Annotated in this window: 18 protein-coding genes; 6 read left to right on the plus strand and 12 right to left on the minus strand. The window is 67.7% G+C overall.

Features of this window, described 5'->3' with window-relative positions:
- Positions 1 to 110 precede the first annotated feature (110 nt).
- On the plus strand, positions 111 to 1,097 hold the full coding sequence (locus ABD768_RS34025; RefSeq protein ID WP_344847692.1) for a pirin family protein: 987 nt from the start codon (positions 111 to 113) through the stop codon (positions 1,095 to 1,097).
- Positions 1,098 to 1,154: 57 nt separating this feature from the next.
- Here ABD768_RS34025 and ABD768_RS34030 read toward each other — a convergent pair whose 3' ends face one another.
- Positions 1,155 to 2,432, minus strand: a complete 1,278-nt coding sequence (locus tag ABD768_RS34030) for a glycoside hydrolase family 18 protein (RefSeq protein ID WP_344847694.1) — start codon at positions 2,430 to 2,432, stop codon at positions 1,155 to 1,157.
- A 218-nt stretch (positions 2,433 to 2,650) separates the two neighbouring features.
- Between ABD768_RS34030 and ABD768_RS34035 the strand changes: the two genes are divergently transcribed.
- Positions 2,651 to 3,532: a hypothetical protein gene (locus ABD768_RS34035; protein ID WP_344847696.1), complete on the plus strand. Its 882-nt coding sequence runs from the start codon at positions 2,651 to 2,653 to the stop codon at positions 3,530 to 3,532.
- A gap of 22 nt (positions 3,533 to 3,554) precedes the next feature.
- Positions 3,555 to 3,926 carry a peptidase inhibitor family I36 protein gene (locus tag ABD768_RS34040; RefSeq protein WP_343969121.1) on the plus strand — a complete coding sequence of 124 codons (372 nt, stop codon included), beginning with the start codon at positions 3,555 to 3,557 and terminating at the stop codon, positions 3,924 to 3,926.
- A 63-nt stretch (positions 3,927 to 3,989) separates the two neighbouring features.
- Here ABD768_RS34040 and purH read toward each other — a convergent pair whose 3' ends face one another.
- The 3 genes from purH to ABD768_RS34055 all read right to left on the minus strand — a co-directional run bounded on the left by purH (position 3,990) and on the right by ABD768_RS34055 (position 7,514).
- Positions 3,990 to 5,549, minus strand: coding sequence for a bifunctional phosphoribosylaminoimidazolecarboxamide formyltransferase/IMP cyclohydrolase (gene purH, locus ABD768_RS34045; RefSeq protein ID WP_343969123.1), 1,560 nt, complete (start codon positions 5,547 to 5,549; stop codon positions 3,990 to 3,992).
- Entirely contained in the window at positions 5,546 to 6,178 is a 633-nt protein-coding gene (purN, locus tag ABD768_RS34050; RefSeq protein WP_343969125.1) for a phosphoribosylglycinamide formyltransferase, read from the minus strand. Before purN ends, purH begins: the two co-directional genes overlap by 4 nt.
- A 91-nt stretch (positions 6,179 to 6,269) precedes the next feature.
- Positions 6,270 to 7,514, minus strand: a complete 1,245-nt coding sequence (locus ABD768_RS34055; RefSeq protein ID WP_344847699.1) for a cell division protein PerM — start codon at positions 7,512 to 7,514, stop codon at positions 6,270 to 6,272.
- A 162-nt stretch (positions 7,515 to 7,676) separates the two neighbouring features.
- Here ABD768_RS34055 and ABD768_RS34060 point away from each other — a divergent pair, with 162 nt between their 5' ends.
- Entirely contained in the window at positions 7,677 to 9,020 is a 1,344-nt protein-coding gene (locus ABD768_RS34060; RefSeq protein WP_343969129.1) for a hypothetical protein, read from the plus strand.
- A 43-nt stretch (positions 9,021 to 9,063) separates the two neighbouring features.
- Here the strand turns inward: ABD768_RS34060 and sucD are convergent, their stop codons facing one another.
- Together sucD and sucC are read right to left on the minus strand one after the other, a co-directional pair.
- Positions 9,064 to 9,954, minus strand: coding sequence for a succinate--CoA ligase subunit alpha (gene sucD / locus ABD768_RS34065; RefSeq protein ID WP_344847701.1), 891 nt, complete (start codon positions 9,952 to 9,954; stop codon positions 9,064 to 9,066).
- A gap of 13 nt (positions 9,955 to 9,967) precedes the next feature.
- Complete coding sequence (gene sucC / locus ABD768_RS34070; protein WP_343969133.1) at positions 9,968 to 11,143, minus strand: ADP-forming succinate--CoA ligase subunit beta; 1,176 nt, start codon at positions 11,141 to 11,143, stop codon at positions 9,968 to 9,970.
- A 183-nt stretch (positions 11,144 to 11,326) separates the two neighbouring features.
- Here sucC and ABD768_RS34075 point away from each other — a divergent pair, with 183 nt between their 5' ends.
- Positions 11,327 to 12,967 carry a glycoside hydrolase family 13 protein gene (locus ABD768_RS34075; RefSeq protein WP_344847703.1) on the plus strand — a complete coding sequence of 547 codons (1,641 nt, stop codon included), beginning with the start codon at positions 11,327 to 11,329 and terminating at the stop codon, positions 12,965 to 12,967.
- A 66-nt stretch (positions 12,968 to 13,033) separates the two neighbouring features.
- Here ABD768_RS34075 and ABD768_RS34080 read toward each other — a convergent pair whose 3' ends face one another.
- From ABD768_RS34080 to icmB, 6 genes are all read right to left on the minus strand, one after another.
- On the minus strand, positions 13,034 to 13,156 hold the full coding sequence (locus ABD768_RS34080; RefSeq protein ID WP_343969137.1) for a hypothetical protein: 123 nt from the start codon (positions 13,154 to 13,156) through the stop codon (positions 13,034 to 13,036).
- A 65-nt stretch (positions 13,157 to 13,221) separates the two neighbouring features.
- Entirely contained in the window at positions 13,222 to 13,764 is a 543-nt protein-coding gene (locus ABD768_RS34085; RefSeq protein ID WP_344847706.1) for an RICIN domain-containing protein, read from the minus strand.
- A gap of 168 nt (positions 13,765 to 13,932) precedes the next feature.
- The gene (locus tag ABD768_RS34090; RefSeq protein ID WP_343970957.1) at positions 13,933 to 14,679 is read right to left on the minus strand and encodes a carbohydrate ABC transporter permease; all 747 of its coding nucleotides are present in this window, start codon (positions 14,677 to 14,679) and stop codon (positions 13,933 to 13,935) included.
- A 128-nt stretch (positions 14,680 to 14,807) separates the two neighbouring features.
- Positions 14,808 to 15,863 carry a carbohydrate ABC transporter permease gene (locus ABD768_RS34095; protein WP_343969141.1) on the minus strand — a complete coding sequence of 352 codons (1,056 nt, stop codon included), beginning with the start codon at positions 15,861 to 15,863 and terminating at the stop codon, positions 14,808 to 14,810.
- A 94-nt stretch (positions 15,864 to 15,957) separates the two neighbouring features.
- Positions 15,958 to 17,277 (minus strand): ABC transporter substrate-binding protein, encoded by a 1,320-nt coding sequence (locus ABD768_RS34100; protein WP_343969143.1) that lies wholly within the window; start codon positions 17,275 to 17,277, stop codon positions 15,958 to 15,960.
- 266 nt (positions 17,278 to 17,543) lie between these two features.
- Positions 17,544 to 17,960: a coenzyme B12-dependent isobutyryl CoA mutase small subunit gene (icmB, locus tag ABD768_RS34105; RefSeq protein WP_343969145.1), complete on the minus strand. Its 417-nt coding sequence runs from the start codon at positions 17,958 to 17,960 to the stop codon at positions 17,544 to 17,546.
- Positions 17,961 to 18,088: 128 nt separating this feature from the next.
- Here icmB and ABD768_RS34110 point away from each other — a divergent pair, with 128 nt between their 5' ends.
- Positions 18,089 to 18,937, plus strand: coding sequence for an esterase/lipase family protein (locus ABD768_RS34110; protein WP_344847710.1), 849 nt, complete (start codon positions 18,089 to 18,091; stop codon positions 18,935 to 18,937).
- Positions 18,938 to 18,978: the final 41 nt, after the last annotated feature.

Consider the following 18,978-nt stretch of genomic DNA (forward strand, 5'->3'; position numbering starts at 1 on the left):
TTGTTCATGCCCACCAGATGTGGGCTTGGACAGGAAACGGAATGCGGGAGGGGTTGTCGGGGTTGAGTCGGATAGTTTATTCTTTAACTACCTCGACCTAGGAGAGCGACATGCCTGCCGTCACCGTCAGCGACATCACCGTCCTGCCGCGCGTTCACCAGCCGGATCCGGCGGTGGCCACTGAGCGGAAGGTTCGGTCGGTCACTTCCGCGCCCAGCGGGTACGAGGGCGAAGGGTTTCCGGTACGCCGGGCCTTCGCGGGTGTGGACATGAAGGATCTGGATCCGTTCATCCACATGGACCAGATGGGTGAGGTGGAGTACGCGCCAGGCGAGCCGAAGGGCACGCCGTGGCACCCGCACCGCGGGTTCGAGACCGTCACCTACATGCTCGACGGGATCATGGAGCACCAGGACTCGCAGGGTGGCGGTGGCGTCATCTCCAACGGGGACACCCAGTGGATGACCGCCGGTAGCGGGCTGCTGCACATCGAGACGCCGCCGGAGCACCTGGTGCTGAGCGGCGGGCTATTCCACGGGATCCAGCTCTGGGTGAACCTGCCCCGGGCACAGAAGTGGGCGGCACCGAAGTACCAGGACATCCGTGGTGGCGACTCGGCACTGCTGTCGACCGCCGACGGCGGCGCGCTGATCCGCGTCATCGCAGGCTCGGTCGACGGCCATGAAGGCCCCGGCTCGACCAACACCCCGATCACGCTGGTGCACGCGACCGTCAGCCCGGGAGCCGAGATGGTGCTCCCGTGGCAGCCGGACTACAACGCGCTCGTCTACGTCCTGGCCGGCCAGGGCACGGTCGGCGCCGAGCACCGCCCGATCCGCAAGGGCCAGCTGGCGCTCTTCGGCCCCGGCGACACCATCCGTACCGCCGCCGCCCTCTCCCAGCCGCAGGCCGAGCCCAACCTCGACGTACTGATCCTCGGCGGCCGCCCGATCCGCGAGCCGATCGCCATGGCCGGACCGTTCGTGATGAACACTCGCGAAGAGGTCATCCAGGCCTTCGAGGACTTCCAGGCCGGCAAGCTCGGCTCCATCCCGGCCGTCCACGGCCTCGGCACCGACCTGCACGAGTCCAACTGACGCTCCACGACAACGGACCGGCTCGACACCCCAAGCGCGGGTGTCGACAGTGCGGGATCAGCGAAGGTTGCGGTGCAGGGCGGTGATCAGCTCGCCGCTCGAGGTGTCGCCGTCGAGGGACCAGATCATCGCGCCGCCGAGGTTGCGGTCGGAGATGTAGCGGGCCTTGCGCTTCATCTCGGTCGGGTCGTCCCAGGTCCAGAACGTCGTACCGTCGAACAGCCAGGCGAAGCCGGCCAAGTTGTCGCGATGGATGGTGAACCCGGCGAGCTTGGCCTTGAGGTCGCGGTAGTCCTCGGTCCCGGCCTCGAAGCGGGACGGAGCCGGCCCGGTGGCCGGCTGGAAGAGGCCGTTGTTCTGGTTGGTGACGCCGGTCCAGCCGTGCGAGTAGAACGGCACGCCCATCACGAGCTTGTTCCGGGGCGCGCCGCGGCTCAGGTACGAGTCGATGGTGACCTGCGAGCTGAACTCCGGCGTGGTCGGGTCACCCTTCGGGCCGTCGATCGCGGACTGCTGGTTGGTCAGCGGCTCCCACGTCCCGTGGTAGTCGTAGCCCTGGGTCGTGCCGAAGGTGAGGTCCTTGAAGATCTTCGGGACCTCGAAGCCGCGGTCGATCATCGCCGGGTTGGCCGGCAGGAACGCGGACAGGGTGTACCGGCCGCTGAACGGCCACGAGGCGCGGTCCAGCTGCTTGCGGTACTCGTGCACGAAACCGGTGAAGTTCTCCTTGTCCTCCGGCCTGATCACGTTGCCCGGGTTGCCTTCGCTGGCCGGCCATTCCCAGTCCAGGTCGACGCCGTCGAAGATGCCCTTCGCGGCACCGGCCGGAGCGCCCGGCAGGTTGCCCTTGATCCACATGTCCAGGCAGGACTTCACGCTCGCGGCCCGGTTGGCCGGGAGCGCGGCGTCGGAGAAGTACTTCGACCCGGTCCAGCCGCCGAGCGAGATGCTGATCCGCAGCTTCGGGAACTTCTTCTTCAGCTGCCGGAGCTGGTTCAGGTTGCCGGACAACAGCTGGCCGGCGACGTCCGCCGTGCCGTCGACGCTCTGCTCGGCGGTGAACGGCCGCTGGTAGTCGGCCCACGGGTCACTGCTGATGCAGTTGCCGGAGGCGTCCAGGAAGCCGAACGCGTAGTTCAGGTGGGTGAGTTTGGCGGCCGTACCGTTCTTGACCAGGTCGCTGACCAGGAAGTTGCGGTCGTAACCGCTCCACTGGGTGTAGTAACCGACAACACGCTTCTGACTGTGGGCCTCGGCGGGCACCGCGGTCAGGCCCACAGGGACCACGACCGCGGCTGCCACGAGCAGCGCGAGACTCCGACGTTTCACCGACATGCTTCTCCCCAACGGGCGGGTGGAGGGACAGTTGCCTCACCCTAGGTCGGCCCGAGTTATTTAGGCAATGTCTCTAATGAAAGCAAATTCCTTCCTCACCTCCACCTGCGGGAGCGCTTTCTTACCGTGTCGGGTCGACGAGTCAGCTGCCATGACGTCAGTTCGACCAGTGTCGAACTGTGTGCTCTCCGTGAGGTTGGCCGCCTAGGGTCCCAGCCATGTCGACCAAGCGTCTCGCCCCGGCCTTCGTCGCGGTTCTGCTGGTGCTGGCCGGCACCGTCCTCGTCCTGACCCGCTCGAACAGCGACAGCGCCCCGGCCACCGCGGCCATCACTGCAGACGACCAAGCCCTGCTGTACAAGGCCGAACAGCGATTGATCAAGCAGTGCATGGCCACTGCCGGCTTCCGGTACGACGAACGCCCGGTGCCGACCCCACGCACCGAGCGGCGGTTCCCGTACGTCATCGACGACGTCACCTGGGCCAAGGCCCACGGGTACGACGACCCGGACCCGGCGTCGCCCACCCCGAACCCGAACACCGTCTATGCCAAGGCGCTCCCGGCGGAGCGGGCCAGGATCTACGAACGCACCCTGATCGGCTCGGGGAAGCAGATCTCGTTCGAGCTGGGCGACGGCAGCCGCATCTCGACCAGCGACCAAGGCTGCCTGGCCACCGCGCGCCGCGAGCTGTACGACGACCTGCCGCGCTGGTTCCGCGCCCGCCGGACGACGGACGGCATCGTCTACCTCGTCTATTCCCTGGTCCACCACGACGAGCGCTTCGCCGCCGCGATGAAGGAGTGGGCCGCTTGTGTGCGCGGCCGTGGCTACCCCGCCGACGACCCGGGCGAGCTCACCGGGCTGGTGGAGCAGCGGGCGAAAGGCCGGGGTCAGCAGGCGATTCGTACCGCGGAGATCGCGGGCGCGGTGACCGAGGCGACCTGTGCGACCACGACCTCGCTGGCGCGGGTCGCCCGCGAACTGCACGCGGACTACCTCACCAAGACCACCGCCGACCACCGGCGGGAGTTCCAGGAGCTCCAGCAGCTGGAACGAGCCGCACTCCCGCGGGCCGCCACGGTCCTCGGGCCTTCGTGACCACTCCAAGAAAAGAGAACGCATGCGCTCACTCGCCCTGAAAGTGATGGCCTTCCTGGCCGTCCTCGTGCTGGCCGGCACCGTCTCGGTCAGCTCCGCCAGCGCCAGCCTGGACCAATGCCCGCGCGGCTTCTTCTGCGCCTGGTCCGAGGACGACGCCACCGGGCGGTTCGCCCAGTGGGAGTTCGACGACAGCAACTGGACCGACGATCTGATGCACGACGACGCCGACACCATCTACAACAACGGTTCGCCCGGCACGTACGACGACGTCGAGGTCTTCTTCGACGTGAACTACCGGACGCTCGCGTTCTGCCTACCGCAGGGCGAGTGGCGGGACTGGTCGATGTCCGACAACGACTACGACTCGCACCGCTGGCGTTCGGGCTGCTGAACCTGACGCGGACAGCCCCCCTTGCCTCGCCGTTGCTGGAGGCAAGGGGGCTGTCCGGCGTACTCAGTGGAAGAAGTGCCGGGTGCCGGTGAAGTACATGGTGACGCCGGCCTTGTTCGCCGCCTCGATCGCGAGGTCGTCGCGGATCGAGCCGCCGGGCTGGACTACGGCCTTCACGCCGGCCTCCAGCAGTACCTCGAGGCCGTCCGGGAACGGGAAGAACGCGTCGGACGCGGCCACTGATCCTGCAGCTCGATCGCCCGCACGGGAGACGGCCAGCTTGCAGGAGTCGACCCGGTTGACCTGGCCCATGCCGACGCCGACCGAGGCGCCGTCCGAGGCGAGCAGGATCGCGTTGGACTTGACCGCGCGGCAGGCCTTCCAGGCGAACTCGAGGTCGGCCAGCACCTGGTCGGAGACCGCCTCGCCGGCCGCCAGCGTCCACTTCGACGGGCTGTCGCCCTCGGCCTGGAAGGCGTCCCGCGCCTGCATCAGCAGACCGCCGCTGACGGCCCGGATCTCGACCGGCTGGTCGAAGCTCATCGGCGGGCAGACCAGCAGCCGGATGTTCTTCTTGGCCTGCAGGATCTCGGCCGCGCCGTCCTCGAAGGCCGGGGCGACCAGCACCTCGGTGAAGATCTCCGCGACCTGCTTGGCCAGCTCGACCGTGACCGGGCGGTTGGTGGCGATCACGCCGCCGTACGCCGAGACCGGGTCGCACTCGTGCGCGCGCCGGTGCGCCTCCGCGATGTCCTTGCCGACCGCGATGCCACACGGGTTCGCGTGCTTGATGATCGCGACGGCCGGCTCGCTGAAGTCGTACGCCGTCCGCCGGGCCGCGTCCGCGTCGACGTAGTTGTTGTACGACATCTCCTTGCCGTGCAACTGCTCGGCCGACGCCAGGCCGGTGCGGCCGTTGGTGTAGAGCGCGGCCGGCTGGTGCGGGTTCTCGCCGTAGCGCAGGACGGCCTTCTTGTCCCAGGCCGCGCCGATCCAGGCCGGGAAGCCCGAGCCCTCGCTGCTGTCGGTGAGCACGTTGCCCATCCAGGAGGCGACGGCGACGTCGTACTCGGCCGTGTGCACGAAGGCCGCAGCGGCGAGCTTCTTGCGCTCGTCCAGCGAGAAGCCGCCCTCGTCGAGCACGGTGTAGACATCGGCGTACTGCTCCGGGGACGTCACGACGGCGACGTTCGCGTGGTTCTTGGCCGCGCCGCGGACCATCGACGGGCCGCCGATGTCGATCTGCTCGACGCACTCGTCGACCGAGGCGCCGGACGCGACCGTCTCGCTGAACGGGTACAGGTTGCTGACCAGCAGGTCGAACGGCTCGACCCGCATCTCGGCCAACTGCTCGACGTGGTCGGGCTTGCGGACGTCGGCGAGCAGCCCGGCGTGCACCTTCGGGTGCAGCGTCTTGACCCGCCCGTCCAGGCACTCGGGGAAGCCGGTCAGGTCCTCGACCTTGGTGACCGGTACGCCGGCCGCCGCGATCTTCGAGGCGGTGGAGCCGGTCGACACGATCTGGACCCCGGCGTCGGACAAGGCCTTCGCGAGCTCCTCCAGACCGGTCTTGTCGTAGACGCTGATCAGCGCCCGGCGAATCGGCCTGCGGTCGGTGCTCACTTCAGTCGAACCTTTCGTCCGGTGATGGTCCAGCCGTTGCGAACCAGCTTGCCGACCCACTCCACCAGCTGGCGGCGCTCGTCGTCCTTGATCCGCTCGGTCAGGGTTTCTTCGGTGTCGTCATCGAGAACCGGTACGACGACCTGGCTGATGATCGGCCCGGTGTCCACCCCGCCGTCGACGAAGAACAGCGTCGCGCCGGCCACCTTCACGCCGTACGCGAGCGCGTCGCGCGGTCCGTGGATGCCGGGGAACGCGGGCAGCAGCGCGTTGTGGGTGTTGATGTAGCGATCCCCGAAGCCGGCCAGGAAGTCGTCGCCGACCAGCTTGAGGAACCCGGCCGAGACGACCAGGTCAGGCTTGTACTCGGCAACGGAGGCCGTCAGGGCGCGATCCCAGTCGGCCCGCTCGGCGTAGTCCTTGACCTTGTGCACGAAGGTCGGCACTCCCGCCGCCTCGGCCCGATCGAGGCCGGCGATACCGTCCCGGTCCGCGCCGACGGCCACCACCTGGGCGCCGTACGCCGGGTCCGCGGAAGCGTCCAGCAGGGCCTGCAGGTTCGAGCCGGAGCCCGAGATGAGCACGACGAGGCGTGCGGGCTCAGGCGTTGGCGCAACCGGATCTGTCACTCGGCAAACCATATCGTCAGCGACCGCACAGACCCGAATCCGGGCAGCTCGGCCGCCTCCGCCCACCGCGCCCGGGCGCGGGCCCGCTGGGCTACCCGGCTGGTTGCGGACGGCGTGCTGTTACGGCTGCTGCGGTGATTGCGGCGCCGATCGCCATCCCCGCCATCAGCACTCCGGCCGCTGGGATCGCGCCCGAGACGCCGACCTGAGCCATCCGGCCCGGCCCGGCAGCGCCGCCCGACAACAGCATCAGCACCATCAGCACGATCCCGGCCAGCAGGGCTGCGATCGCGCCGCGCAGAGCGAAGGCATCCCAGCCCAGTACGTCCGAGTCCTCCGCTGCCACCCCACGACGGGCGACCACGAACCCGGCCATCACTCCAGCCAGTAGCGGCACCAACGCCGTCAGCACGAGCAGGTACGTCGGGGTGGCGCCATCAGCCGGTACTGCGGCCAGCAACGGCAGCGCGGGCAGGTTGCCGACGGTCACCCCGGTCGGAGCGATCGTCGTACCGACTCCGAGCTGGAAGCCGGGGCCCGCGAGGAACGCCACGACGTACAGGATCACGTTGGGCAGGAGCATCAAGCAGATGGCAAAGAGCACCACTGAGCCCACCACGCCGGCGTCGAGCAGCTCCAGCATCGAGGTGACGCGGGAGAAGTGGACTGCCAGCAGTACGGCGTACAGGAGGCTGGCGACGGCCACGATCGTCAGTACTGCGGCCGCAGCGGCAGGGATCACGTCACGCAAGCCCTGTGGCGTGGCGTCAGCTATGTCGCTGGCAGCTCCGGACTCGACCAGTATCCCGGCTGTGCCCGCGATGAGCGCCAGTGTGGCGGCACCGAGGAACGCTGTCGCCGGGGAGACCTTCACCGTGCCGTCAGAGGTCAAGAGCGCGATGATCAGCGCACCCAGCCCGTAGGTGACAGCGAGGACTCCGGATGCCATGGCGAGGTCTTTGGTCTCGTCTGCCCCGCTGACCCGGGCAGTGAAGCGCCCACCGCGGTACAGGCACCAAGCGAGGAACAGGGTCAGGCCCAGCGGAGCAACGCTGAGCCGTGCGTCACCAAGAGTCGCACCTGCCTTGTGAGCGACCAACCACACAGTGGCACCGGCCCTGACCGCACCAGCCGCTCCACCGAAGGCCGCGGCCAGCCAGCCGACCACTGCGACGGCAGCGCAGGCCAGTAGTCCGGTGAGCAGGCAAGCACCTGCTCCAATCACCGCCGAGACGATCACCGGCTTGGTCGGTGCAGTGGCGTCGGGCTGGGCGGGCCCGGGCGCCTGGTGAGATCCGCCGTCACGGGCGCCCGGACGGCTCAGCATGTCGGTCATCTACCACCATCGTCACTCGCAGCCTGGACGCCGCTCGTTCTGACACGCCGGATATGGAAGACTTCGGCACTGCTCGCTCTCTGTTATTTGCTTGGACTCAGGGTGGATGACGACGGACCACCAGGTACCGTCGGGTGGAATCAGTCTGGAGGTCAAGAACTAGTGACCGGTTCCCACCGCGCCTCGCGGGGCGGCAGTCGTGCCGCCGCCCGGGAGGCACGCCGTCAGCAGACGCGCCGACGGAACCAGTTGATCGGTGCCGGAGCGGCCGCGCTGCTCGTCATCGGCGGCGGCGGTATCGCGGCGGTGAACGCCTTCGGTGGCAGCGACTCCCCCGGCGACGCCAAGTCCGGCAACAAGGACGACGGCCCGGGCGGCGGCGACTCGGGCCTGCTCGGCGACGCCAAGGTGCTGCTCGACGGTACGGCGGCCAAGCAGCTCGCGCCCGCCTCGGGCGCCTGGGCCGTCGCGAGCACCGACGACGGCAGCAACGCCCCGGACAAGGCCTTCGTCTGCCAGTCGCAGCGGTTCGCCGACCCGGCCGGGATCCGGACCTGGATCCGCAACTTCAAGAACCCCTCGACCAAGGAGACCGCGGTCCAGTACGTCGAGGTCTCCAACGACGAGGCGGCGGCCGGCAAGGCGTACAGCACGATCACCGGCTGGCTCAGCGCCTGCAACACCCCGCAGATCCGGCTGGTCGCCAGCTACACGACCGCCGGCCTGGGCAGCAAGGGCGTGGTGGCCGTCTTCGGCCAGCCCGGCGACAAGTCGAACAAGTACCGCACGATCAGCGTGAGCACCGCCGGTCAGGCGACGATGGTGGTCGAGTTCGACACCACCGCCAAGACCCCGCCGAAGCCGGACACCGTGATCGCGACGGCGGGCGCCGGGCTGCAGCGGATCTGCGCCGAGGCCAAGTGCACGACCGGGACGCCGACGGCCACGCCCGGGCTGCTGCCGACCACCGAGCCGCCCGGGTTCATGGCGCCGATCGACCTGCCGGTGCTGCCGAGCATCGACAAGCCGTGGGTCAGCACGTCCGGCACGACGCCGAAGGGCACCGGCTGCGAGACCGACAAGCTCGACCTGAAGAAGGCCAAGCCCAAGTCGTCGAAGTCGCAGACGTACGTCGTACCGGAGGCCAAGGTGCCGGCCGAGTTCGGGCTGGACACGATGGTGGTCTCCTTCGCCAGCCCGGCCGCGGCAGGCAACTACGTCAGCGCGATCCGCAAGGCGGTCGACAACTGCAAGAAGACCCAGTCGAACGCGACGGTGAAGCAGACCGGCGACGTCGCGCTGGGCAAGAGCATCACCGGCGAGAGCTGGCGCGCGTCGTACGAGACCGGCAACGACAAGACCTTCACCTACCGGATCGGGATCGCGGTGTCCGGCTCGCGGGCCGTCTACGTGCTCTACCCGGTGCTGGAGGATCTGGACATCACCAACGCGGGCTTCAACGAAGTACTGATCCGGGCCGCCGAGCGGTCCGCCGCCTACAAGTAGAAAAGGCCCCCGGGGAGATCCCCCGAGGGCCTTTCCGGCAGTACTACTTGGTGAGTTCCTGCATGATGCCGCGCATCAGGTTGGCGGTCTCGGTCGGCGTCTTGCCGACCTTCACGCCGACGGCCTCGAGGGCCTCCTTCTTGGCGGCCGCGGTGCCCGACGAGCCGGAGACGATGGCGCCGGCGTGCCCCATCGTCTTGCCCTCCGGGGCGGTGAAGCCCGCGACGTAGCCGACCACCGGCTTGGTGACGTTGTCCTTGATGAACGCCGCCGCCCGCTCCTCGGCGTCGCCGCCGATCTCGCCGATCATCACGATCGCGTCGGTCTCCGGGTCGTCCTGGAACGCCTGCAGCGCGTCGATGTGGGTGGTGCCCACGATCGGGTCACCGCCGATGCCGATCGCGGTGGAGAAGCCGAAGTCGCTCAGCTCGTACATCATCTGGTAGGTCAGCGTGCCCGACTTCGACACCAGGCCGATCCGGCCGGCACCGGCGATGGTGGCCGGGATGATGCCCGCGTTGGACTCGCCCGGCGTGATGATGCCGGGGCAGTTCGGGCCGATGATCCGGGTGGTCCCCGACGCCTGCGCGGCGGCGAAGAACGCGGCGGTGTCGTGCACCGGTACGCCCTCGGTGATCACGACGACCAGCGGCATCCCGGCCTCGATCGCCTCCATCACCGCGTCCTTGGTGAACTTCGGCGGTACGAAGATGACCGACACATCGGCGCCGGTCTCCTTGATCGCGTCCGCGACGGAGCCGAAGACGGCGACCGCCTTGCCGTCGAAGTCGACCGACTGGCCGGCCTTGCGCGGGTTCACGCCGCCGACGATGTTGGTGCCGGAGGCAAGCATCCGGGTGGTGTGCTTGGTGCCTTCCGAGCCGGTCATGCCCTGGACGATGACCTTGCTGTCCTTGGTCAGGAAGATAGACATCTGCTCTTATCCCTTACTTCGCTGCCAGCTCGGCGGCCCGCTTGGCGGCGCCGTCCATCGTGTCGACCCGCTCGAGTCCGGCCAGGCCGGCCTCGTCGAGGATCCGGCGGCCCTCCTCGGCGTTGTTGCCGTCCAGCCGGACGACCAGCGGCTTGGTCACGGCCTCGCCGCGGGCGGCCAGCAACTGGAACGCCTGCACGATGCCGTCGGCGACCGCGTCGCAGGCGGTGATGCCGCCGAAGACGTTGACGAAGACGCTCTCCACCTGCGGGTCGGAGATGATGATCTCCAGGCCGTTCGCCATCACCTCGGCGGACGCGCCGCCACCGATGTCGAGGAAGTTGGCCGGCTTGACGCCGCCGAACTCCTCACCGGCGTACGCGACGACGTCGAGGGTGCTCATCACCAGGCCCGCGCCGTTGCCGATGATGCCGACGGAACCGTCGAGCTTCACGTAGTTCAGGCCCTTGGCCTTGGCCGCCGCCTCCAGCGGGTCCGCGGCCGACGAGTCGGCGTAGTCGGCGAACTCGGGGTGCCGGAAGTCGGCGTTCTCGTCCAGCGAGACCTTGCCGTCCAGCGCCTCGACCCGGCCGTCCTTCAGCTTGACCAGCGGGTTGACCTCGACCAGCGTCGCGTCCTCGGTCAGGAAGACCTCGTACAGCTTGACGATCTCCGGCGCGACCGCGTCGATGATGTCGGCCGGGTAGCCGGCCTCGGTCGCGATCTCGCGCGCCTTGGCCTCGTCGACGCCCTTGGCCGGGTCGATCGAGATCTTGGCGACCGCGTCCGGGTTCGTGTGCGCGACCTCCTCGATCTCCATCCCGCCGGCGGCCGACGCGATGCAGAGGTAGTTGCGGTTGGCCCGGTCGATCAGGAAGGAGAAGTAGTACTCCTCCGCGATCGCGGCGGCCGGCACGATGTTCAGCGTCTTGACGATGTGACCCTTGATGTCCAGACCGAGGATCTCGCGGGCGCGCTCTTCGGCCTCGTCCGGGTTGGCGGCCAGCTTGACGCCACCGGCCTTCCCTCGGCCGCCGGTCAGCACCTGGGCCTTGACGACCACTGTGCCGCCGCCGAGCTTCTCGGCCGCGGCGCGGGCTTCCTCGGGCGTGTGGACGACTTCACCCACCGTCGTCCCTACACCGTGCTTGGCGAAGACAGTCTTCGCCTGGTACTCCATCAGATCCACGAGTGTGGTCCCTCTCTCGCCTGTTCGAGTTAGGCCGCGGCAGGCTGCGGTGCTAGAGAGGCACGGTCGCCGGCGCGTTCCGTCGGCCTGAGACTAGCCACCTCTTGCCTTGCCGCGACAGTCGGGGTAGGCGCTGAGACGACCGTCACAGCTTGCTTGCGCGCCCGTGAAAGGCTGGTTGCCATGACAGAACAAGCGACCAGACCAGCTGACGACTGGTGGCGTAGTGCCGTCGTCTACCAGGTTTACCCTCGGTCGTTCGCCGATGCGGACGGTGACGGAACGGGTGACGTGAACGGCATCCGCGCCCGGCTGCCGTACCTGGCCGACCTCGGCATCGACGCCATCTGGATCAGTCCCTGGTACCCGTCCCCGCTGCTCGACGGCGGCTACGACGTGTCCGACTACCGCGACATCAACCCGGAGTTCGGCACCCTCGCGGACGCCGACGCGCTGATCGCCGAGGCGCACGCGCTGGGGATCCGGATCCTGATCGACCTGGTCCCGAACCACTGCTCCTGGGAGCACCCGTGGTTCAAGGCGGCGCTGGCGGCGGGCAAGGGCTCTCCGGAGCGCGACCTGTTCTGGTTCCGGGACGGCAAGGACGGTGGGCTGCCGCCGACGAACTGGCCGGCCGCCTTCGGTGGGGGCGCCTGGCAGCAGATCGAGGACGGCCAGTGGTACCTGCACATGTTCGACATCTCGCAGCCGGACTGGAACTGGGACCACCCGAAGGTGATCGAGGAGTTCGACTCGATCCTGCGGTTCTGGTTCGACCGGGGTATCGACGGCTTCCGGATCGATGTCGCCGACTCGATGGCGAAGGACGCGTCGCTGCCGGACGTGACGCTGGACGCCGACGGTCAGCCGACCCGGGACAAGTACGTCGGCAATCCGTTCTACGACCAGCCGGGAGTGCACGCCATCCACCAGCGGTGGCGGGCGATCGCGGACGAGTACGCCGACACCCCGCAGGGGCCGCGGGTGTTCGTTGCGGAGGCCTGGCTTTCCCCGGCCGAGCGGCTGGCGCAGTACGTCCGGTCGAACGAGTTGCATTCGGCGTTCAATTTCGATGTGCTGCGGGCCGCCTGGGACGCGAAGGAGTTGCGGCAGGTCATCGACTACACGACGGAGAGCCTGTGGGCCGTTGGGGCTCCGGCGACCTGGGTGCTGAGCAATCACGACACCGTTCGGCACCGCACCCGGTATGGGCGGGATCAGCGCGATGCGTTGGAGGGTGCGGGCGTAGTACCGGTTGATCTGGCGCTGGGGCTTCGCCGGGCCAGGGCGGCCGCGCTGCTCGAACTGGCGTTGCCTGGTGGCGCTTACATCTACCAGGGCGACGAGTTGGGTCTGCCTGAGGTGGAGGACCTGCCGGTGGAGGTGCTGGATGACCCCACCTGGGAGCGCTCGGGTCATACAGTCCGGGGCCGCGACGGCTGTCGGGTACCGATCCCGTGGAGCGGCAGCGAACCGCCGTACGGCTTCGGTACCGGCGAAGGCCAGCCGTGGCTCCCGCAACCAGCCGACTGGGCGCCCCTGACAGCAGAGGCCGAGGCAGCCGACGCGAACAGCCACCTGGCGCTCTACCGAGCAGCGCTCCGCATCCGCCGCTCGGAGGAAGCCCTGGGCGAAGGCCGCCTCACCTGGGACCTGGACGCCCCCGACGGCGTCCTCTCCTTCACCCGCGACCCCGGCTTCCAATGCGTGGTCAACCTGACCGATGCCGCGATCGACCTCCCCACAGGCGAAGTACTACTGGCCAGCGAGCCCCTCACCGACAACAAACTGCCGGTGGACGCCACCGTCTGGCTCAAGGTCTGACCAGAGCTCCTGCAAGGCCGAAGGGCCGGCCCCTGACTCGGGACCGGCCCTTCGGTACTTCCTCACTCAACGCTTCTCGTCGCGATCCCGCCGGTCCTGCTCGTCACGGGCGCGACGCTCCTGCTCTTCGCGGTCCCTGCGGTCCCGGTCCTCTTGATCGCGCTTGTTCCGGTTGTCTCCGTAGCTCATCTGCCACCTCCAGCGGCTAGGCCTACGACCATACGCCGGTGGGTGGGTTGAGCCGGTACCCGACCTCAGGGGGTATCGAAGTAGACCTTGTTCCACAGTTGGTAGCCGGATCCGTTGCAGGCCAGGTTGTAGACCGCTCCCCCGGAGTTGCTGTCCAGGCAGTGCTGGCTGTAATAGGTGAACTCGGCGCCGGTGATATGCCCTTTCCAGAGCTGGTGATAGTCCGCCCGGTTGCACGGCTTCGCCGAAACCAGTCCGGTCGCCGAACCGGCCGCGATCACATATTGCAGGCAGCGCCCGGTGGCCACGTTCCAGATGTATTGCAGAGCGGTGTTGTCGAAACGCCATTGCTGGTAGGTGCTGCGACTGTTACAGGCCCGCGTGTAGACGGTCCCGGCACTGTTCGATTCCAGGCAGAGCTTCGTCTGCCGATTCTGGAACAGCGCGCGGTAGTAGCTGACCTGGGGAGTAGTCACACCGGTCACCGTTCCGCTTCCGGTCTGCGCCGCCGGGGCGGACACGGCCGGCATCGCCTCCACCAGCGCGACCATCAACACCGTCAGCGCCGCCATCGACACCAACCGGAGAATTCGCCGTGAATTGCGCATCAAATCATCCTTTCCGGATATTTTCTGGCTATTCGAATGCCGGCTCCCACAGCGTAGGTAGTCGCCCTGGCCCCGGCAACGGCAGAAATCTGCAGGTTGCTGCAAATGCGCACGAAAACGAGCGGCCGGAGTCACCGAGGTGACTCCGTCCGCTGTCGGCTGCCGAATTTACTTCACGCCGCCGGCGGTGAGGCCTGCGACGATGCGGCGCTGGAAGATCAGGACGGCGATCACCAGCGGGATGGTGACGACCACGCCGGCCGCCATCTGGCTGCCGAACGGCTGGTCCCGGCCGGACGCGCCGGTGAACTGCGAGATCACCACGTTGGCGGTCTTCCGTTCCTGTGCGGTCACCATGCTCAGGGCGATCAGGAACTCGTTCCAGGCCGCGATGAAGGTGATGATCGCGGTGGTGAACACACCCGGCGCTGCCAGCGGGATGATCACCTTGCGGAACGCCTGGGCCGGCGTACAGCCGTCGACCATCGCCGCCTGTTCCAGTTCTCTGGGCATCTGCCGGAAGAACGTGGTCAGGTTCCACACCGCCAGTGGCAGCGCGAACGAGAGGCTGGGCACGATCATCGCCTGGTAGGTGCTGATCCAGTGGATGTCGACGAACAGCTTCTTCAGCGGGATCACCAGCGAGATGCCGGGGAACATCGAGGTGGTGATGATGATCGCCAGCACGAAGTTCTTGAACCTGAAGTCCAGCCGCGCCAGCGTATAGGCCGCGACCATCCCGATGAGCAGGGTCAGGATCGTCACCGTGCCGGCCACGATCAGGCTGTTCAGCAGACCCCGGCCGAAGCCGGTGCCCGGCTTGAAGACGTCCTTGATGTTCTGCACCGACCAGGTGGTCGGGATGATCGAGTTGCTGAACTGGTCGGACGGCCGGCGCAGCGCCGACACCACCATCCAGTAGAACGGCGCCAGGCAGTAGATCACGATCAGCGCGACGCCCAGCAGCGGCGCCCACCGGCGCAACGGGCTCGCCTCGGCCGCCCTGACGTCGATCTTGGCGGGAGCTTTCTCAGCGACAGCCATCACGCACCTCCTCCTGCGAGGCCACCCAGGCCCGCCGCACCGACGCCGGGCGGCGCATCGAGCCGGTCCTTGCTCTTGCCGTTCTTCTTTTTCTTCTTCTGCACCGCGTCACCGAGGACGTCGGCGCCGAGCAGCTTGACGAACACGAACGCCGTCACCGCGACGTAGATGAACAGCAGCGTCGCGTACGCCGCGGCCGGTCCGTACCGGTTCTGGTTCGACTCCAGGTAGGCCAGGATCGACAACGTCTCCACCGAGGACTTGTTCGCTCCGACCAGCACGAACGGCAGGTCGAAGATCCGCAGCGTGTCGAGGATCCGGAACAGGACGGCGACCAGCAGCGCGGGCTTGACCAGCGGCAGCGTGATCCGGATGAAGGTGTTGAACGGGCTCGCACCGTCCACCTTGGCGGCTTCGTAGACCTCGTCCGGAATCGTCTGCAGGCCCGCCAGCACCAGCAGCCCGATGAACGGAGCCGTCTTCCAGGTGTCGGCCACGATCACCGACAGGACCGACTGCCAGCCTTCGGTCGACCAGAGGATCTGCTGGCCGATCAGCGCGTTCGCCGCGCCGTCGGCCTGGAAGATCCACTTCCACAACAGGGCCGAGACGACGGTCGGGATCGCCCACGGCACCAGGATCGCGGCCCGGACGACACTGCGTCCTTTGAACGCCTTGTGCATCACCAGGGCCATCGCGACCCCCAGTACGGTCTCCAGGACCACACAGGTGACGGTGAAGAACGTGGTGTTGTAGAAGGCGTTCCAGAACCGGTCGCCGACCTCGCCGCTGAAGATCGCGGAGTAGTTGTCCAGGCCGACGAACTGCGATCCCTGGATGATGAAGCCGTCGGCGTCGACGCGGTCGCCGCTGGTGTAGAGCGATTCGCGCAGCGCCGAGATGATCGGATAGACGACGACCAGGACCAAGACGATCAGGGTCGGTGACAGCAGCGTGGCTGCGAGCCGGCCGGTGCCCTCGTTGAACGAGGTGCGACGGCCACCCTTGGTGGTTTCCTCGCTCGGTCGCTGGGCGACCGGGGCGGATGCACTCACCTTTGCCTCCTTCTCTCCACCCGGCAGCGCCGGGCAGGGACAGGCCGGGGCCGGTACGTCGACAGTTCGTCGCGCACCGGCCCCGCCGTTTCGATCATTGGGTGATGAGTGTGCTCAGCTTGGCCTGAAGACCGGAGAGCGCATCCTTGGGCGGTGTCGTGCCGGTCAGGGCGCCGTACGCGGCTTCCTGGATGGCAGTGGTGACATCGCCGTACTTGACCACCTTGGGCCGCGACTTGGCGGACCCGATCGAGGCCTTCAGCGGTGCGAGGTACGGGAACGTCTTGTTCAGCGCGGGGTCGTCGTACAGCGAGGCCCAGGTCGGCGCCTGCGACGTCTTCTCGATGTTGGCGCGCTGCCGCTCCTCGCTGGCCATGAAGTTGATGAAGGCGACCGCGGTGCCCTTGTTCTTGGCGTACTCGTTGATCGCGTAGTTGTGACCGCCCAGGGTCGAGACGCCGGCGGCGTCCTTGCCCGGCAGCGGCGCGACCGCGAACTTGCCCGCGACCTTCGACGAACCGTCGGTCTTGTTGGCGAGCGCGTACATGTACGGCCAGTTGCGCAGGAAGACCAGGTTGCCCTCCTGGAACGCACGGCGTCCCGGCTCCTCCTGGTAGGTGATGGCCGCCTTCGGGATCTCGCCCGACTTGAAGCCGTCGACCAGGAACTGCAGACCGGCCAGCGCCTCCGGGGTGTCCACGTTCGGTTTGCCGTCGTCACCGACGACCACACCGCCCGCACCGTTGACGGCCTCGGAGAAGTTCACCGTCAGGCCCTCGTACTTCTCGAACTGACCCGCGTAGCAACCGATCGTCTTGCCCTCGGGCAACGTCTTGATCTTGTCGCAGGCGGCCTTCATCTCGGCCCAGGTCGTCGGCGGCTTCACGCCCGCCTTGTCGAGCAGGTCCTTGCGGTAGTAGAGAAGTCCGCCGTCGGACGTGACCGGTACGCCGTACAGCTTGTCCCGGTACTTCGCCGTGTCGACCGTTGACGGCAGCAACTTGCCGAGGTCGGGGAACTTGTCCTCGGGCAGCTGCGTGATCCACCGGTTGGCCGCGAACTCGGCGGTCCAGACGACGTCCAGGTTGAGCACGGTGAAGGCGTCGGACTTCGCCTGCGCGTTCTGGATCATCTGGCTGCGCTGTGAGTCGGCCGACTCCGGCAGCTCCGAGACGGTCACCTTCTGGTCCGGGTGCTGCGAGTTCCAGGCGTTCACCTGGTTCGTCAGGTTGCCGGACGTGTCCTTGCCGGTGGCAAACGTAATCGGCCCCGTGCCGTCGAGCGCCGCCGCTCCGCCCCCACTGGTGTCGCTCTTGCTTCCGTCGTCACCGCCACACGCCGACGCCAGCAGCGCCAGGCTGCCGGCCACGGCCAGAGCGACCGCCTTGCGCGTGTGTGATCGTTCAAACCTCATCGTGTACCTGCCCTCTCCCGATGGGATATCACCTGGTCCTGCGTCGGTCGTCCGCAGACCCCCACCACGCTGCGAGCCGCCCTATCCGGACAGTAACCGAGATCGGGGCCGATGTGTCCTGAGCCACACATCTTGTCGATCCCAGCGCCATGAACGAACAAACGCATGGCTGTATGCGACCGCGATTCCACACCGTGCACAACCAGGTGTTTCTTAACGATTAGGTATTACCGATCAGTAACAAGCCAATCGGCAGCGCACCGTGTTCAGGCGGTAGCTGAGGCGTCGCCGACGTGCGCGCGGACCCAGTCGACGATCTCGGTGGTGGTGGCGCCCGGGGTGAAGATCTTGTGCACGCCCAGCTCGGCCAGCGGCTGCATGTCGGCCTCGGGGATGATCCCGCCGCCGAACACCACGATGTCGTCGGCATCCCGCTCGGTGAGCAGCTCGCGGACCTTCTTGAACAGGGTCATGTGGGCGCCGGACAGCACCGACAGGCCGATCGCGTCGGCGTCCTCGGCGATCGCCGTCTCGACGATCTGCTCGGGGGTCTGGTGCAGGCCGGTGTAGATGACCTCCATACCGGCGTCCCGCAGCGCGCGGGCGACCACCTTCGCGCCGCGGTCGTGGCCGTCCAGTCCTGGCTTGGCGACAACTACTCGCAGAGGGCTCGTGGCAGACATATGCAGAAGCTACCTCACGGATCAGACACGGAGCCGTGTGTTCCCGGCCACGCGAACTGGGAACCGGTTACCGTTGAAAGTGATCGGACCAGTTGCACGGGGGGTCTGATTGGGAGTGAGGAGACGCGATGAGCGCCGAAGACATCCGGGGAGCTCTCGAAGGACTCAAGTACGGCGCCCGCTCGGTGCTGTCGCCGCGCGTGCTGCAGGGTGCCGCCGTCGAGCTCGGCTGGATCACCACCCACCTCGCGATGTACCCGCTCGGCCTGGTCGGCGCCTCCGGCAACCGCGCCGAGCGCCTCACCCTGAGCGGCCTGACCCCGGCCCAGCGCAGCCTGCTGGTCGGCGACGTCCGGGCGGCCGGTACGCCGATCCTGCTCGCCCACGGCATCATCGACAACCACACCGTCTTCGCCCTGATGCGCCGCCAGCTCCTCCGCCGCGGCTTCACCCGGATCCAGACCTTCTCGTACTCCCCGCTGACCCTGGACGTCCGGAGTACCGCCGAGCGGATGGGCGCCGAGATCGAGCGGCTGTGCGAGGAATCCGGATCGGACCAGATCCACATCGTCGGGCACAGCCTCGGCGGCCTGATCGCGCGGTACTACATCCAGCGCCTCGGCGGCTCCGAGCGAGTCCACACCTGCGTCACGCTCGGGACGCCCCACCAGGGCACCGTCGCGGCGCGGCTGCTCCCGTGGCCACTCGTGAAGCAGCTCCGGCCGGACAGCGACCTGATGACCGAGCTCGCCGAGCCGGCGCCGGACTGCCAGACCCGTTTCGTCGCGTTCTACAGCGACGTCGACCAGCTGATCGTGCCGCAGCGGCGGGCCCGGATCCGGCACCCCGACCTGGTCGCCCGCAACGTCCGGGTCGACGGAGTGGGCCACCTGTCGCTGCCGTTCCACGGCGACGTGGTGCACCAGATCACCGGAATGTTGTCGCATCTCGACGACGAACAGCACACAGTCGCGTGAAAGTTCTTCCTGACATAGCAGCCTTCTGAGCGCTCAGGCCG

This window comes from Kribbella ginsengisoli (assembly GCF_039537185.1).
GTDB classification, from domain to species: domain Bacteria; phylum Actinomycetota; class Actinomycetes; order Propionibacteriales; family Kribbellaceae; genus Kribbella; species Kribbella koreensis.

Coding starts and splice junctions, on each gene's coding strand:
- ABD768_RS34075 (WP_344847703.1), top strand. CDS start 11,327: ATGACAGAACAAGCGACCAGACCAGCTGACGACTGGTGGCGTAGTGCC.
- ABD768_RS34090 (WP_343970957.1), bottom strand. CDS start 14,679: ATGGTGGTGTCGGCGCTGCGCCGGCCGTCCGACCAGTTCAGCAACTCG.
- ABD768_RS34100 (WP_343969143.1), bottom strand. CDS start 17,277: ATGAGGTTTGAACGATCACACACGCGCAAGGCGGTCGCTCTGGCCGTG.
- ABD768_RS34055 (WP_344847699.1), bottom strand. CDS start 7,514: ATGACCGACATGCTGAGCCGTCCGGGCGCCCGTGACGGCGGATCTCAC.
- icmB (WP_343969145.1), bottom strand. CDS start 17,960: ATGTCTGCCACGAGCCCTCTGCGAGTAGTTGTCGCCAAGCCAGGACTG.
- sucD (WP_344847701.1), bottom strand. CDS start 9,954: ATGTCTATCTTCCTGACCAAGGACAGCAAGGTCATCGTCCAGGGCATG.
- ABD768_RS34110 (WP_344847710.1), top strand. CDS start 18,089: ATGAGCGCCGAAGACATCCGGGGAGCTCTCGAAGGACTCAAGTACGGC.
- ABD768_RS34085 (WP_344847706.1), bottom strand. CDS start 13,764: ATGCGCAATTCACGGCGAATTCTCCGGTTGGTGTCGATGGCGGCGCTG.
- ABD768_RS34030 (WP_344847694.1), bottom strand. CDS start 2,432: ATGTCGGTGAAACGTCGGAGTCTCGCGCTGCTCGTGGCAGCCGCGGTC.
- ABD768_RS34040 (WP_343969121.1), top strand. CDS start 3,555: ATGCGCTCACTCGCCCTGAAAGTGATGGCCTTCCTGGCCGTCCTCGTG.
- ABD768_RS34080 (WP_343969137.1), bottom strand. CDS start 13,156: ATGAGCTACGGAGACAACCGGAACAAGCGCGATCAAGAGGACCGGGAC.
- ABD768_RS34035 (WP_344847696.1), top strand. CDS start 2,651: ATGTCGACCAAGCGTCTCGCCCCGGCCTTCGTCGCGGTTCTGCTGGTG.
- ABD768_RS34025 (WP_344847692.1), top strand. CDS start 111: ATGCCTGCCGTCACCGTCAGCGACATCACCGTCCTGCCGCGCGTTCAC.